Here is a 14,079-nt window from a genome sequence, read left to right as displayed (position 1 = left end):
CCGGCCTGCATGTCCGACCGGCGCGCCTCGCCATCCCAGGGAAGCTCTCCCTGGGCCGAGCGCTAGACCCGCTCGATCGCGATGGCGATTCCCTGCCCGACGCCGATGCACATGGTGGCGAGGGCGAGGCGGCCCCGGGTCTCGCCGAGTTCCAGCGCGGCGGTGCCGGTGATGCGGGCGCCGGACATGCCGAGCGGATGGCCGAGCGCGATGGCGCCGCCATTGCGGTTCACCCGCGGGTCGTCGTCGGCGATGCCGAGCTGGCGCAGCGTGGCGAGCCCCTGCGAGGCGAAGGCCTCGTTGAGCTCGACGACGTCGAGCTGGTCAGCCGTGAGGCCGAGGCGAGCCAGCAGCTTCTGGCTCGCCGGCGCCGGGCCGATGCCCATCACCCGAGGCGGCACGCCGGCAGTGGCCCCGCCGAGGATGCGGGCGAGCGGCGTGAGGCCATGCTTCCTCGCCGCCGCTTCCGAGGCGACGATCAGCGCCGCCGCGCCGTCATTCACGCCGGAGGCGTTGCCGGCGGTCACGCTGCCGCCGGCGCGGAACGGCGTCGGCAGCTTGGCCAGCGTCTCCAGCGTGGTGGCGCGCGGGTGCTCGTCCTTGTCGACCACCACCGGCGCGCCCTTGCGCTGGGGGATGATGACCGGGACGATCTCCCTGGCCAACCGGCCATTGGCCTGCGCCGCCGCCGCCTTCTGCTGGCTGAGCAGGGCGAAGGCGTCCTGGTCCTCGCGCGAGACATGGTAGTCGGCGGCGACGTTCTCGCCGGTCTCCGGCATGGAATCGACGCCGTACTGCGCCTTCATCAGCGGGTTGACGAAGCGCCAGCCAATGGTGGTGTCGTGGATCTCCGCGCTGCGCGAGAAGGCGCTCTCCGCCTTGGGCAGCACGAAGGGCGCGCGGCTCATGCTCTCCACGCCGCCGGCGATGACGAGCTCCGCCTCGCCCGCCTTGATCGCGCGGGCGGCGGTGATCACCGCATCCATGCCCGAGCCGCACAACCGGTTGATGGTGGTGCCGGGGGTCGCGACCGGCAGGCCGGCCAGCAGCAGCGACATGCGGGCGACGTTGCGGTTGTCCTCGCCGGCCTGGTTGGCGCAGCCGAAGATCACCTCGTCCACCGCCTCCCAGTCGAGGGCCGCGTGCCGGGCCATCAGGGCCTTGAGCGGAACCGCGCCGAGATCGTCGGCGCGCACCGAGGACAGCGCCCCGCCGAAACGGCCGATCGGCGTGCGGACATAGTCGCAGATGAAGGCGTCGGTCATGGTGCGGTCCTCACAGCTCGGGCGCGACGAGATCGCCGACCGGCCCGTCGACATGCAGCGTCGCGCCGGTCATCGCCTGCAGCGCGTCGAAGGGCAGGTCCGGCAGCTTCTCGCGCAGCACGAAGCGGCCGCCGGCGATGTCGACCACCGCATGGCTGGTGTAGACGCGGGTGACGCAGGCGACGCCGGTGAGCGGGAAGCTGCAACGCTCCACCAGCTTGGGCTCGCCGGTCCTGGTCAGGTGCTCGGTGATGACGAAGACCTGCTTGGCGCCATGCACCAGGTCCATGGCGCCGCCCACCGCCGGCACGCCCTTGGCGCCGACCCGCCAATTGGCGAGATCGCCGGCCTGCGACACCTGGTAGGCGCCGAGGATGGCGACGTCGAGATGGCCGCCGCGCACCATGGCGAAGCTGTCGGCATGGTGGAAGAACGCCGCGCCGGGCTTCAGCGTCACCGCCTTCTTTCCGGCATTGATCAGATCCCAGTCCTCCTCGCCCGGCGCGGGTGGCTCGCCGAAATTGAGGATGCCGTTCTCGGTGTGGAAGATCGCCTCGCGGCCGGGCGGCTGATAGCTCGCCACCATTTCGGGAAAGCCGATACCGAGATTGACATAGGCGCCGTCGGCGATGTCCTGCGCCGCCCGCCAGGCGATCTGGGCGTTGGAGAGCTTGGCGTTGGAAAGCTTGGCGTTGTGAGAGAGTGCGAGGGTCATGCGTACACCGCTCCGGCCCGGATGAGGTCTTCTTCCTGCTGGGGATCGGCGACCTCGACGACGCGGTCGACGAAGATGCCGGGGGTGATGACGTTCTCCGGGTCGATGCCGCCGGGCGGCACGATTCGCGAGACCTGGACGATGGTAGTGGCCGCCGCCATGCACATCAGCGGGCTGAAATTGCGCGCCGCCTGGTTGTAGGTGAGGTTGCCCTGCGGGTCGCCCAGCTGCGCCTTCACCAGCGCGAAGTCGGCCTTCAGCCAGCGCTCCCGCACATAGTGCCGGCCCTCGAATTCGGCGATGGCCTTGCCCTCGGCGAGCTCGGTTCCGTAGCTGGTCGGGGTGTAGAAGGCCGGGATCCCGGCTCCCCCGGCGCGGATGCGCTCGGCGAGCGTGCCCTGCGGCACCAGCTCCAGCTCGATCTCGCCTCGCAGATAGCGCTCGGTGAAAGCGCGCGGATCGGAGGAGCGCGGGAACGAGCAGATCATCTTGGCGACCATGCCGGCATCGATCATCGCCGCGATGCCGATGCGCCCGTTGCCGGCATTGTTGTTGACCACGGTGAGGCCCTTCGGCCGCTTGTCGATCAGTGCGTGGATCAGCTCGATCGGCGCACCGGCGCCGCCGAAGCCGCCGATCATCACGCTGGCGCCGTCGCCGATCGGCGCGACCGCCTCGGCCAGGGATCCGACCGTCTTGTCCATCCGCGTCCTCCCACCGGCCCCTTGTCGGACGGGGCATCTGTCGTCGGTGAGAAATAGAAGTCGGCGAAAAATCGAGCAAGAGATTTGTGCGTTAATTGATATTTGTTCATATATAGCACAAAAAAGGATATCGTCGGCTGGAAGCCCTCGGCGAGTCGCGCCGCGCGCCGGGCGGAATCGGCCACTCTCGGTTCGATGGAAAAGCAGGGAGAGCGGATACTTGCCAGTGGCCTCGCCGAGATCCGCGCCGTCATGAGCGCTCTCGAAACGGCAGGGGCCGAATTTCTGAACCACAGGCAGCCAGGCGTGCGGCTAGCCAAGCAGCCGCCGGCGCGATCTTCGTCGCGGAGAATGGCGAGGAGCGGGAGTGCGGCTGAGGGCATATAGTATGCGGCCTGCAACCGCTTCGAGCCGCTGCATCCGCGACAATAACGAGCCTGTGCATCTCGTCGAAGGTGCTGAGACTGGCGACCACCGATATCCCGCTCGTCGAGTTCGCCGGGGTAGTGGTCGCCAATGCCGATCTCTGCGAACAGCCTGGCGGCCCTCAAAGAGCTGAACGCGACTGCGGTTGGCCGATTGCGAATGCGGGCGAGTCGGCCACCTTCTTGATGGTGCACGAGATGCGGATATGCGCCTCTGTCGAGGCCTTTGATGGCCATTCGTGCGCCATGCTAGGATACCTTGGATTTCCGGGCCGGAATCGTCTGGGGCACTGCGGTATGCGGCAACGAATGGGGCTGGACCGGGTGCGCCCCGGCCTACGGGCAGGCCGTTCTTCGGTATGGCCGGCAGGGCTGTTGCTGGCCCTCATACCCCTCGCGGGGCATGCGCAGAGCGTACCCATGCCCCCCGGAGAGGTGGTCATAGGACCGATCGGCAATACCGATGGGCCGAGCCTTCCCTCCATCACCACCGGCGCGGACGCCAATATCTATGTAGGCGCCATTGAAGGCGGCTTCATTCCGACGGAACCGGCGACCGTCGTGCGCACCTCGGTGCCTACCCAGTTCGTCCGTTTCTACAATCAGTACGACTATGACACGCTCGGCCCGGCGGACGGGCCGTGGATCGCCACCACCAATTCGGTACGCGGGCTCACGGCGGAGGAAATCAAGAACGTTCTCGCCCTGCCGGACCTGCCCAACGCGGTTGCCATCGTCCAGGTGCCCGCCGGCACCTGCGTTCTGGGAGGGCCGGGCAATCCGGCTTTGGGCAACTTCCCGGCCGATCCGCCCGCGGTGCCCACGGCAGGGCCGTGGGGTGCTGCCGGCGTGCCGCAATATTACATCGTCGGGCAGACCTCGGCAGGAAACTGCGCCGATCCGGAGAACCTGCCGGAGACGAGCTACATCGCACTGACCACCCTCGGCACCAAGGCCCTTGCGTATGAGCCCAATGCCGGTACCGGAAACCCCGCGGCCGTCGCCAGTGCGCTCGACAATGCGGACTACCCGCAGCCGTTCACGCCGATGGACAGCGTCTACAACAGCCTGGACCTGCTGAACTTCACGGATGCCGACGGCTTCCGCGGAGCGCTCGCCCAACTCAGTGGCGAAGGCAATGCTGACATCGCCTCGGTAAGCCTCCAGGGCGCTTATAACTTCCTCGGCGTGCTGCGGAACCAGTTCCGGGGAACGGGACCGTCCTGGTCGTCCGACGAGCAGCCGGGCAGATCGTCCGCCGACATCAATCTCTGGCTGGATGTCGGCGCCAGCACCGCCGACATCAATGGTAATGGCGACACGCACGGGCTCGACAGCAACTTCACCACCTTCGCCGGCGGTATCGATTACAAACTGACGCCCGCCTTTACGGTCGGCGCCGCCCTGGGTTACTCCCGCGCGTCGTTTTCGGTTGATGACCTCGCGACCGGCGGCAACGCGGACAATTATTACGCGACCGTCTCCGGATCCCTGCAGTTCGGACTCGCCTATATTGACGCCGTAGCCGGCTATGCCCGTTCGGACACGGATATCAACCGCAGCATCGCCTTCGTCGGCCAGCAGGGCACGACGGTCGGTGACACCGCGGGGGACGCCTTCATCGGCGCCATCGAGGCCGGCTACCGCTTCGATGTATCGGCGACCACGTCGATCATCCCCAATGTCGGGCTGCAGGTGGTCAGCCTGCACCAGGATGCCTTCACCGAGCAGGGGGCGGAGCAACTCGATCTCGCCATTGCCGGCCGCGACATGACCGCGGCACGCAGCCTTGCCGGGATGGATGTCCGGCACAGGTTCGATCTCGGGCAAGGAGATGTCCCGCAGGGAGCTGCCCGGCAACGGAACGCCGTGGTGGCTAACCTGCGCGTGGCATGGGCGCACGACGTGTCGGACCCGAGCCGATCGGTGGAATCGAGCTTCGTGCAGCTTCCCAGCGCGTCCTTCGTCGTCTACGGCCCGTCGCCGGATCGCGACGCCGCCGTCATTGGGCTGGGATTGGCGCTCGAAGGAGCGGTGACGGGCTTCGTTCGCTATGACGGTGAAATCAGCGGCAATGCGCAGAGCCATGCGGGCTCTATCGGCGTGAAGGGCCGCTTTTAGGCAGAGACCCCACAACGTGCTGATCCGGATACGAGCCGCCGTGTCGCGGACCTGTCGGGCGTCGTGTAGCTCCGTCGAGATGGTCACGATCCACGCGACGCTCGAAACGTGGCTTCCCTGGCCCGCTGCGGGTTCGTCGACACACCTCAACGAAGGAAGGATGGATGCCGCGCGGCGCCGATTGTCCCTCGCAAGCCGAGGCCAGCCGACCTTCGCGGTGAGATCCGGCACTGGATGACGGCCCGCGGCCGCTGAATTCTCAAGCGCCGTGTTGCACGGGTGTTGTACGCACCCTCGAAAACGAAAAGGCCACCTTGCGGCAGCCTATTAATTTCTTGAAATATAAAGGTAAAATTGGAGCGGGCGATGGGATTCGAACCCACGACCCCAACCTTGGCAAGGTGCCCGAGAGCCGTTCGCTGCAATATCCCCTAGTTTGCTAAAGTGCGATAATCTTCTATAAATAAATGATTATTTTTTGAGTGGTGCGCGCTAAAGGCCACGCTTCATACGCTATTTTGCGCTTCTGAGAGCTTGGAATTTGATTAGAATCCGGCTAGCCTCGCAAAATCTAAGCAGATTTTCGATAGGGCTTTGAACTCACTATGGAAAAGCTGACGAAGCGTTTTATCGACGCGCTGGAAGTTCCGAAACCTTCGAAGGTTGGGGTCAAGGTTCGGGAGAGTTTTGCCTGGGATCGGGAGCTTCGAGGCTTCGGCGTTCAGGTCATGCCCTCGGGGCTGAAGAGCTTTGTGATCCAGTATCGCTCGCCCGAAGGACGGCCTCGTCGCGCCGTGATTGGACGGTACGGGCTGATGACGGTCGAGGAGGCGCGCCGGATCGCCCATGAAAAGCTGGTGGCCGTCTCCAAGGGTCTCGATCCGCTGGATAGCCCGGACAGCAAGCTGAAGGGCATCACGGTTGCCGAGGTATGCGACTGGTATCTGGCCGAGGCCGAGGCCGGCCGCATACTCGGCCGCAGCCGTCGCCCCATCAAGGCATCGACCCTGGCCATGGATAAGAGCCGGATCGAGGTTCACATCAAGCCATTGCTCGGCCGACGACTGATTGCCACGCTGAAGCTCGGGGATATCGAAGGGGCGCAGGCAGATATTGCCGTCGGCAGAACATCCAAACCTCGCGCGGGCAGTCGAGGCGGAGCGACCACCGGCGGGGAAGGGGTGGCCGCGCGCACCATGTCGACGCTGCATGCCATCTTTGAACACGCCGTCCGCCTTGGAAAGATCGACGCCAATCCCGCGCGTGGCGTTCGTAGGCTTGCCGGAAAGGCGCGGGAACGCCGCCTCAGCCGCAGCGAAATCGCTCGTCTTGGGAGGGCCATACGTTTCGCTGCAGAGGCTGGAGAGCATCCGACGGGGCTGGCTGCCATCCGCTTCCTGCTCCTCACGGGTTTTCGGCGAATGGAGGGCCTTGGGGTGAAGCGGCTTTGGCTCAACACGGATGAAGGCTCGGTCCGTTTTCCAGATACCAAAAGCGGAGCCCAGACACGGGTCATAGGCCGCGCAGCTATGGACCTTTTATTGGGGCAGCCCAACACAGCATCACCGTACTTCTTCCCGGCGGATTGGGGCGAGGGCCACTTTATCGGCGTCGTTCGGGTGCTCGATCGGCTGTGTGCCAGCGCGAAGCTGGACGACGTAACCCCGCATACATTGAGGCACACATTTGCCAGCGTCGCGGCCGACCTGGGCTTTTCCGAACTGACCATTGCCGCGCTACTGGGCCATGCAGCTCGGGGCGTGACGCAGCGCTATATCCATATAGACGAAGCGCTCAGGCTCGCCGCCGACAGGGTTGCCGACGAGATTGACGCGATCTTGGATGATCCCGACCGGGCTGTCCGAGAAGCCCGGTCGGGGCATCGGCCGGCGGCGATATCTCCGCCATCGGAATGAGGCATGCCCAAGTGTGGCGTTCCACGACGGTAACGATGTGTAGCCGTAGGGCTGCAGGTGATCTGCTCCGATACGAAGGCAAGCGACCAGCGTTCATACGGCCCCAGGGGGATCTTCATGGGTCCCCGCGTCCAGATTGCAGTGATCGTCTGCAGCCGTATTATGGAAGGCAATGCAAATATGAGGACTCAGCCCTGCACCCGCACGAAAGTGCGCGGCTGGACTTGAATGTTCGCACGAACCTGCTCGTAGATCTGCGCCGCTCCGGGCATATCGATCGTGACCGCAAGACCGAACGGAATCGCCTCGTCGATTGGAGTTCCTTGATCTTTTTCTCGCTGAACCTGAAGCGGGATCGAAGTGCCATTGGCGATCACGCCGATGCGTGCATCACGCCATCTACGATGGACTATCGTTCCGCTCTCAGATTGGCTGTTGGACGGTTGGCTCGTGGAGGTCCCAACGCCTGCGACTGGTCGACGGGCGTCTATAATCCGCGTGTCGACATCACCAAGGACACGACGACGCTCTACGCCTCCGACCGCGACGTCTTCCTCTTCCTGGTCGACGATCTGAACCCGATCGAGGCCGGGCGACTGCCCGACGGCTCGCCGGACCTCTATTTCCGGGGCTTCTATTGCTGGAACTCGGAGGTTGGTGCGAAGACGCTCGGCATCGCGAGTTTCTATCTGCGTGCCGTGTGCCAGAACCGCAATCTCTGGGGCGTCGAGGATTTCCAGGAAACCACCATCCGCCACTCCAAGTACGCGGCCTCGCGCTTCGCCCATGAGGCAGCGCCGGCCCTGACCCGCTTCGCCAATTCCTCGCCGAGGCCCTTCGTCAACGGCATCAAGGCAGCTCGGGAGAAGATCGTCGCGCGCACCGACGAGGACCGCAGCGACTTCCTGCGCAACCGGGGCTTCTCCAAGGTGGAGGCCGCCAAAATCATCGATACGGTTCTGGCCGAGGAAGGGCGCAAGCCCGAGAGCATCTTCGACTTCGTGCAGGGCATCACTGCCGTCGCACGCGACAAACCTCACCAGGATGCCCGGCTCGATCTTGAGGGCCGGGCCAAGAAGCTGCTCGATCGGGCCGCCTGATTTCCGGAAAGCCGGAGACGCGGACATCCCTGTCTCCGGCTTTCCTGCTTTGCGCTTTTGCGGATCTGCGGTTCTGCGGCGTCGCCCTCCAGAGTGAGAGGGCGGCGCAGCGCTGCGTGACGGGTTGGAGGCCGAGAGAGAGGCTCTTGGCCGCCCGTCGCGGAGGTGCCTTCCATGGCGACCAATGTTCAGAAGATCACGCTCTCCCCCTCGCGTGACATCCCCTTCAACAAGCTCCTGCTCAGCCAGTCGAACGTCCGGCGCATCAAGGCCGGCGTCTCGATCGAGGAACTGGCCGAGGACATCGCCCGCCGTGGCCTGCTGCAGGGCCTCAGCGTCCGGCCTGTCGTCGACGACGCCGGTATCGAGACCGGCATGTTCGAGATCCCGGCGGGCGGGCGGCGCTACCGGGCGCTGGAACTGCTGGTGAAGCAGAAGCGCCTTGCCAAGACCGCGCCGGTGCCCTGCGTCATCCGGGAGGGCGGCATCGCCGAGGAGGATTCGCTCGCCGAGAATGTCCAGCGCGCGCCGCTGCACCCGCTCGACCAGTTCCGCGCCTTTCTGGCGCTGCGGGAGAAGGGCCAGTCGGAAGAAGAGATCGCGGCTGCCTTCTTCATCTCCGTCGGCGTGGTGAAGCAGCGCCTCAAGCTCGCCTCGATCTCGCCGGTGCTGCTGGAGGTCTATGCCGAGGACGGCATGACGCTCGACCAGCTCATGGCCTTCACCGTCTCCGGCGACCATGTGCGTCAGGAGCAGGTCTTCGAGCGGCTGAAGACCTCCTATGACAAGCAGCCCTATGCCATCCGTCGCATGCTGACCGAGGGTGCTGTCCGCGCCTGCGACAAGCGGGCCCAGTTCATAGGCCTCGAGGCCTATGTCGAGGCTGGCGGCATCATCCTGCGGGATCTCTTCCAAGGTGATGATGGCGGCTGGCTGCAGGATGTCGCGCTGGTCGACCGGCTGGTGGCCGAGAAGCTCAAGGCCGAAGCGGACGCTGTCACCATGGAGGGCTGGAAATGGGTCGAAATGGCCCCTGACTTCGCCTATGGCCACACCTACGGCCTGCGACAGCTGCGCGGCGAGACCATCCCGCTCACCACCGAGGAGGAAGCCAGCCGCGACGCCCTGCAGGCGGAATATGATCGCCTGTCCGCGGAATACGCCGAGGCGGATGATCTTCCGGAGGAGGTCGACGCGCGGCTCGGCGAGATCGAGACGGCGATCGAAGCCTTCGAGGCGCGTCCGATCACCTTCGATCCGGCGGAGGTGGCGCGCGCGGGCGCCTTCGTCAGCATCGCCCATGATGGTGTGGCTCGCATTGAACGTGGTTATGTCCGGCCTGAGGACGAACTGCCGGTGGAGCCCGAAGCCGCGGCGGAAGACGCCGGGGCGCACGTTTGCGCGGTTGCGGCCATGCGTACCGGCGAGGCCGTCATGGCAGACGCGCCCGAGCCCGAGGAGGACGAAGGGCTGTCGGCGCTCTCGGACCGGCTCATGACCGAACTGACCTCGCATCGCACACTCGGCCTGCGCCAGGCGCTGGGCGAGCGGCCGGAGGTCGCCTTCCTCGCGGCCCTGCATGCCCTGACGCTGAAGAGCTTCTACCGCTACGGCTCGGATAGCTGCCTCGAACTCGACCTGAAGTGCATCGCCTTCAGCGCGCAGGGGCCGGGGCTGAATGACAGCGCCTCGGCCGCGGCGATCCACGCCCGGCATGAAGGCTGGGCGAAGGTCCTGCCCAAGGACTCGGCCAATCTCTGGGAGGCTCTGCACGACTGGGACAGCGACAGCCGCTCTGGCCTATTCGCCCATGTGGTGAGCCTGTCGGTGAATGCTGTTCATGAGGCCTGGAGCCGGCGCCCCCGCTCACTCCACCATGCCGATCAACTCGCCCGCGCCGTCGAACTCGACATGGCGGCCGTCGGGTGGAGGCCGACCGTAGACAATTTCCTCGGGCGCGTGACCAAGGCCCGCATTCTGCAGACGGTGAGCGAGGCCAAGGGGCCGCGTGCGGCAGAGCGCATCGCGCACCTGAAGAAGGGCGACATGGCCCGCGAGGCCGAAACGTTGCTGGCTGATACCGGCTGGCTGCCGGAACCGCTGCGCGGAGCCGAACCGGCGGCAGGCGAAGAAACGGCGGCGCAGGACGGCACAACGGCCATGGGCGAAGACGAGAGTCTTGAGGATACTGAAGACACCACGGACATCCCCCCTGCCGTGGCGGCGGAGTAACCCTCAACACGATCCTGAACCTCGGCCCGCCGGCTCTGTCGGCGGGCCTTTGTTTTTGAAAGCTCGCTATGTCCGGGATTGCTCACGATCTGTCGCACCGGCTCGCCGATCGGGCCGAAGCCGTTTGCCGTCACTATCTCTCCAATGGGCGCCGGGAGGGCCGCTACTGGCTCGTCGGCGATATCAGGAACACGCCCGGCCGCTCGCTCTTTGTCCGGCTCCAGGCATCCGCGAAGGGGCCGGCGGGCAAATGGACCGATGCCGCCACCGGCGAGCATGGAGATCTTCTCGACGTCATCCGCGGATCGCGCGGTCTCACCGACTTCGCTGACGTTGCCAATGAAGCGCGGACCTTTCTCAACTTGCGGCATCCCGAACCGGAGCCCTCAACACTACGTCGCCGCGTCGTACCAGCTCCAGCAGGGCACGTGGAAGCGGCACGCCGACTGTTCGCCATGTCGCAACCCCTCGCCGGGACCCTTGCAGAGACGTATTTGCGCCGACGCGGCATTACGCTTTTGCACGGAACCGGAAACCTGCGTTTTCATCCACGCTGCTACTACAAGCCTGGCGACGGCCCGTCAGAGACCTGGCCCGCCATGATCGCCGCCGTCACCGATCTCACCGGCCGGATCACCGGCATACACCGCACCTGGCTCGCGCCCGACGGTTCCGACAAGGCTCCGGTCGACGCGCCGCGCAAGGCGATGGGTGATCTGCTTGGGTCTACCGTCCGCATCGGCGTGCCCGACAGCGTGATGGCGGCAGGCGAAGGCATCGAGACCATGCTGTCGCTCCGGCAGGTACTGCCCAACATGGCGATGGCACCGGCGCTTTCGGCCGCGCATCTGGCCGCCATCCTGTTCCCGCCTGCCTTGAGGCGGCTTTATATCGTCCGCGACAACGATCCTGCCGGTGACGCCGCGCGGGACATGCCGATGGAACGGGCGAACGCCGAGGGCATCGAGGCTATTTGCCTATCGCCCACCCTCGGGAACTTTAACGAGGATCTCCAGCGGCTGGGTATGGATGCGCTCCGGGCGTGCGTTCGGTTGCAACTCGCCCCGGAAGACGTCTTGCGCTTCATGAGCCTGCCCCGATAGCCGGAACGGGCTGAACCGCGAGACGTGGCTGCCATACCCGCAAGGATGCGTCAGCCCACGGAAAGGACCGCGCCTTGCGCCTTCGAGAGGGCGATCGGCCGTCAGCCGGGCCGGATCGGCAATGGCTGCCGCCGAAGATTTTCCGGCGCGGCCTTCAGGCCGCTTTCCATCGCGAAGCAAAATCGCCGGCTTGTCGCCATCCTCCGCTGCGCTTCGGCCCTGTGCGCTTTTCCGGCATGGTCTTGTCCCGAAACCGGTTCCCACTTTCAGGGACCCTGCCCGCGCTCCGAGTACAGGTCCGTCCCGCCCGACGGCTTCGTCGCCATGAAGGCCGCCACGGCAAGCGGTCCAAACCGATGGAGCATCCCATGAGCGCGCATGACGACCACGAGCCGCACCACGTCTCATCCCCGACCGACCACCTGATCCAGGCATTGCAGCTCCACGGCCATCGTCCTTCCGAAGACGAACGCGATCCGCGCCCGCTACCGGAAGACCGCCTCATCGAAGGCGCCATCGCCGACATCTTCGACGCCCTCGTCGCCACGGTCACCGACACCAGCCTCGATGCCGACCTCCCCGATCTCCTCTGGTCGACCGTCAACATGTTCCACCGCGGCGTGAACCGGATCGAACAGAAGCTTGACGATAATGAGCAGGCCCAGAAGCAGCTTCAGCGCGAACAGGACGGCTCGGAAGTGAAGTCACTGGAGCTCGAGCGCCTGACCGACATCGGCATGAACCTGGTCGGCCGGCGCGACAGCATGGAAACCTTCCGCGAGGCCGCCGCCAACCGCTACCGTATCGTCACCGGCTCGCCCTGGACGCCACGGGCCGGATCACGGACCAACCATCGCCACCTCACCGCATCGCTGATCGATAGCCGGGATTTCCTCGCCGCCCGGCGGCGCGCCGATAACGAGGTGCTCGTGCCCGCCGGGCCAAAGATCGCCTTCTCGGGTGGCGACACCGCCGATCACAGGCAGATCTGGGCCAAGCTCGATCAGATCCACGCCAAGCACCCGGACATGGTGCTGCTGCATGGCGGCTCGCCCAAGGGCGCCGAAAAGATCGCGTCCCTCTGGGCCGCCAGCCGCAAGGTGCCGCAGGTGGCCTTCAAACCCGACTGGACGAAGCACGCCAAGGCCGCTCCCTTCAAGCGCAACGACCAGATGCTGAACGTGGTGCCGATCGGGGTCGTGATCTTCCCCGGCACAGGCATTCAGGACAATCTGGCCGACAAGGCCCGCAAGATGGGCATCCCGGTCTATCGGTTCGGAACTGGTGGCGCATAAGCGCCGCCAAACCGGTCATCTTGAATGCGATGGCAATTCCTCTATTTTGCTATCAACGCTATCAGCCTTACTGGAGGCGCCACCATGCCCGCCGTGACAATCCGTAACCTCTCAGAGGCGACGCACCGCGCCCTCAAGGTGCGCGCGGCACAGCACGGCCGCAGCACCGAAGCCGAGATGCGCGACATCCTAGAGACCGCCGTTCGCCCTGACACGCGCCTTCGGCTTGGCACGGCGCTCGCGGAGCGCAGCCGCCGCCTCGGCCTGACCAATGAGGACATCGACGCCCTCAGCCCGGCGCGCGACCGGACGCCCGCCGAGCCCATGAGCTTCGAATGATCCTTCTCGACACCAATGTCATCTCGGAGGCGATGAAGCCCGCGCCCGATGACACCGTCCGGGCGTGGCTCGACGAACAGGCGGCCGAGACGCTCTATCTCTCCAGCGTCACCATCGCCGAGCTGTTGTTCGGCATCGGTGCGCTACCCGCGGGCAAGCGCAAGGACCGGCTCACGGATGCCATGGACGGGGTGATGGAGCTGTTCGCCGACCGCGTCTCGCCTTTCGATGTCGCTGCCGCGCAACGCTATGCCGACCTCGCCGTGAAGGCGCGCGCGGCTGGGAAGGGCTTTCCGACGCCCGACGGCTATATCGCTGCGATCGCCGCCTCCCGGGGCTTCACTGTGGCCACGCGCGATACCAGCGCGTTCGACGCCGCCGGTGTGGCGGTCATCAATCCGTGGAACGTGTACCGCTGACGACCTACCAGCGCGGCAACCCGCCATCACGGTCTCCTGACCGGACGACCACCCCCGCTTCACGACGCTGATCCTTGGGTCCAGCGATGGCCTGACGCCATCAACCCATGAAGGGTCGGACTACGCTGCGCGTGCCGCCGCTCCGGCTGCGCCTCACGCGATGATTGCGGCCAACGGCCGGCCCTTTCGGGCGCCTGTCAGCGGGGGATGGACCTCCGCTCGCGCAGGAGCCAGGTCGATGTCCGCCCAGATCGCTCACGCCTTCGACTTCAGCCTCGCCACCACCCTGATGGCCACCGTCGTCATCTTCCGCGCCGGCGACGGCACGCTCTCCGTCGCCCCGGCTGCCGAATATGACGGCGACGAAGCCGCCATCGTCCGCGAAATCGACCTCTTCCCATCATGAGCAGCCGAACAGGCGGCTGTGAATGGTGGCCGGTCGCCT

Annotated in this window: 11 protein-coding genes and 1 pseudogene; 9 read left to right on the top strand and 3 right to left on the bottom strand. The window is 65.7% G+C overall.

Features of this window, described 5'->3' with window-relative positions; genetic code table 11:
* Nucleotides 1–62 precede the first annotated feature (62 nt).
* From pcaF to LGR54_RS03825, 3 genes are read right to left on the bottom strand one after another with little or no spacing between them, the layout of a single operon-like run.
* Nucleotides 63–1,265, bottom strand: coding sequence for a 3-oxoadipyl-CoA thiolase (gene pcaF / locus LGR54_RS03835; protein ID WP_230360609.1), 1,203 nt, complete (start codon nucleotides 1,263–1,265; stop codon nucleotides 63–65).
* A 10-nt stretch (nucleotides 1,266–1,275) separates the two neighbouring features.
* The gene (locus tag LGR54_RS03830) at nucleotides 1,276–1,980 is read right to left on the bottom strand and encodes a 3-oxoacid CoA-transferase subunit B (RefSeq protein WP_230360608.1); all 705 of its coding nucleotides are present in this window, start codon (nucleotides 1,978–1,980) and stop codon (nucleotides 1,276–1,278) included.
* Complete coding sequence (locus tag LGR54_RS03825; protein ID WP_230360607.1) at nucleotides 1,977–2,684, bottom strand: 3-oxoacid CoA-transferase subunit A; 708 nt, start codon at nucleotides 2,682–2,684, stop codon at nucleotides 1,977–1,979. The genes LGR54_RS03830 and LGR54_RS03825 overlap by 4 nt, the downstream gene beginning before the upstream one ends.
* Nucleotides 2,685–3,529: 845 nt before the next feature.
* On the opposite strand from LGR54_RS03825, the gene LGR54_RS03820 reads away from it, so the two are divergent.
* The 9 genes and pseudogenes from LGR54_RS03820 (at nucleotide 3,530) to LGR54_RS03780 (ending at nucleotide 14,040) form a co-directional block, all read left to right on the top strand.
* Complete coding sequence (locus LGR54_RS03820; protein WP_230360606.1) at nucleotides 3,530–5,230, top strand: autotransporter outer membrane beta-barrel domain-containing protein; 1,701 nt, start codon at nucleotides 3,530–3,532, stop codon at nucleotides 5,228–5,230.
* Between the two features lie 605 nt (nucleotides 5,231–5,835).
* A complete protein-coding gene (locus LGR54_RS03815; protein ID WP_214008362.1) occupies nucleotides 5,836–7,146 on the top strand; it encodes a site-specific integrase in 1,311 nt (436 codons plus the stop codon).
* 422 nt (nucleotides 7,147–7,568) lie between these two features.
* Nucleotides 7,569–8,246 (top strand): annotated as a pseudogene (locus LGR54_RS03810) (DUF932 domain-containing protein); the annotation flags it as partial.
* 174 nt (nucleotides 8,247–8,420) lie between these two features.
* The gene (locus LGR54_RS03805) at nucleotides 8,421–10,478 is read left to right on the top strand and encodes a ParB/Srx family N-terminal domain-containing protein (RefSeq protein WP_230360605.1); all 2,058 of its coding nucleotides are present in this window, start codon (nucleotides 8,421–8,423) and stop codon (nucleotides 10,476–10,478) included.
* Nucleotides 10,479–10,546: 68 nt separating this feature from the next.
* Nucleotides 10,547–11,581, top strand: a complete 1,035-nt coding sequence (locus tag LGR54_RS03800) for a toprim domain-containing protein (protein ID WP_230360604.1) — start codon at nucleotides 10,547–10,549, stop codon at nucleotides 11,579–11,581.
* Between the two features lie 368 nt (nucleotides 11,582–11,949).
* Complete coding sequence (locus LGR54_RS03795) at nucleotides 11,950–12,876, top strand: DUF2493 domain-containing protein (RefSeq protein ID WP_230360603.1); 927 nt, start codon at nucleotides 11,950–11,952, stop codon at nucleotides 12,874–12,876.
* An 84-nt stretch (nucleotides 12,877–12,960) separates the two neighbouring features.
* Nucleotides 12,961–13,215 carry a plasmid stabilization protein gene (locus LGR54_RS03790; protein ID WP_132036189.1) on the top strand — a complete coding sequence of 85 codons (255 nt, stop codon included), beginning with the start codon at nucleotides 12,961–12,963 and terminating at the stop codon, nucleotides 13,213–13,215.
* The gene (locus LGR54_RS03785; RefSeq protein WP_214008355.1) at nucleotides 13,212–13,634 is read left to right on the top strand and encodes a type II toxin-antitoxin system VapC family toxin; all 423 of its coding nucleotides are present in this window, start codon (nucleotides 13,212–13,214) and stop codon (nucleotides 13,632–13,634) included. The genes LGR54_RS03790 and LGR54_RS03785 overlap by 4 nt, the downstream gene beginning before the upstream one ends.
* 238 nt (nucleotides 13,635–13,872) lie before the next feature.
* Entirely contained in the window at nucleotides 13,873–14,040 is a 168-nt protein-coding gene (locus tag LGR54_RS03780; RefSeq protein WP_214008354.1) for a hypothetical protein, read from the top strand.
* Nucleotides 14,041–14,079: the final 39 nt, after the last annotated feature.

This window comes from Ancylobacter sp. Lp-2 (assembly GCF_020523795.1).
Lineage (GTDB): Bacteria > Pseudomonadota > Alphaproteobacteria > Rhizobiales > Xanthobacteraceae > Ancylobacter.
This window is presented reverse-complemented; position numbering and strand designations above follow the sequence as displayed.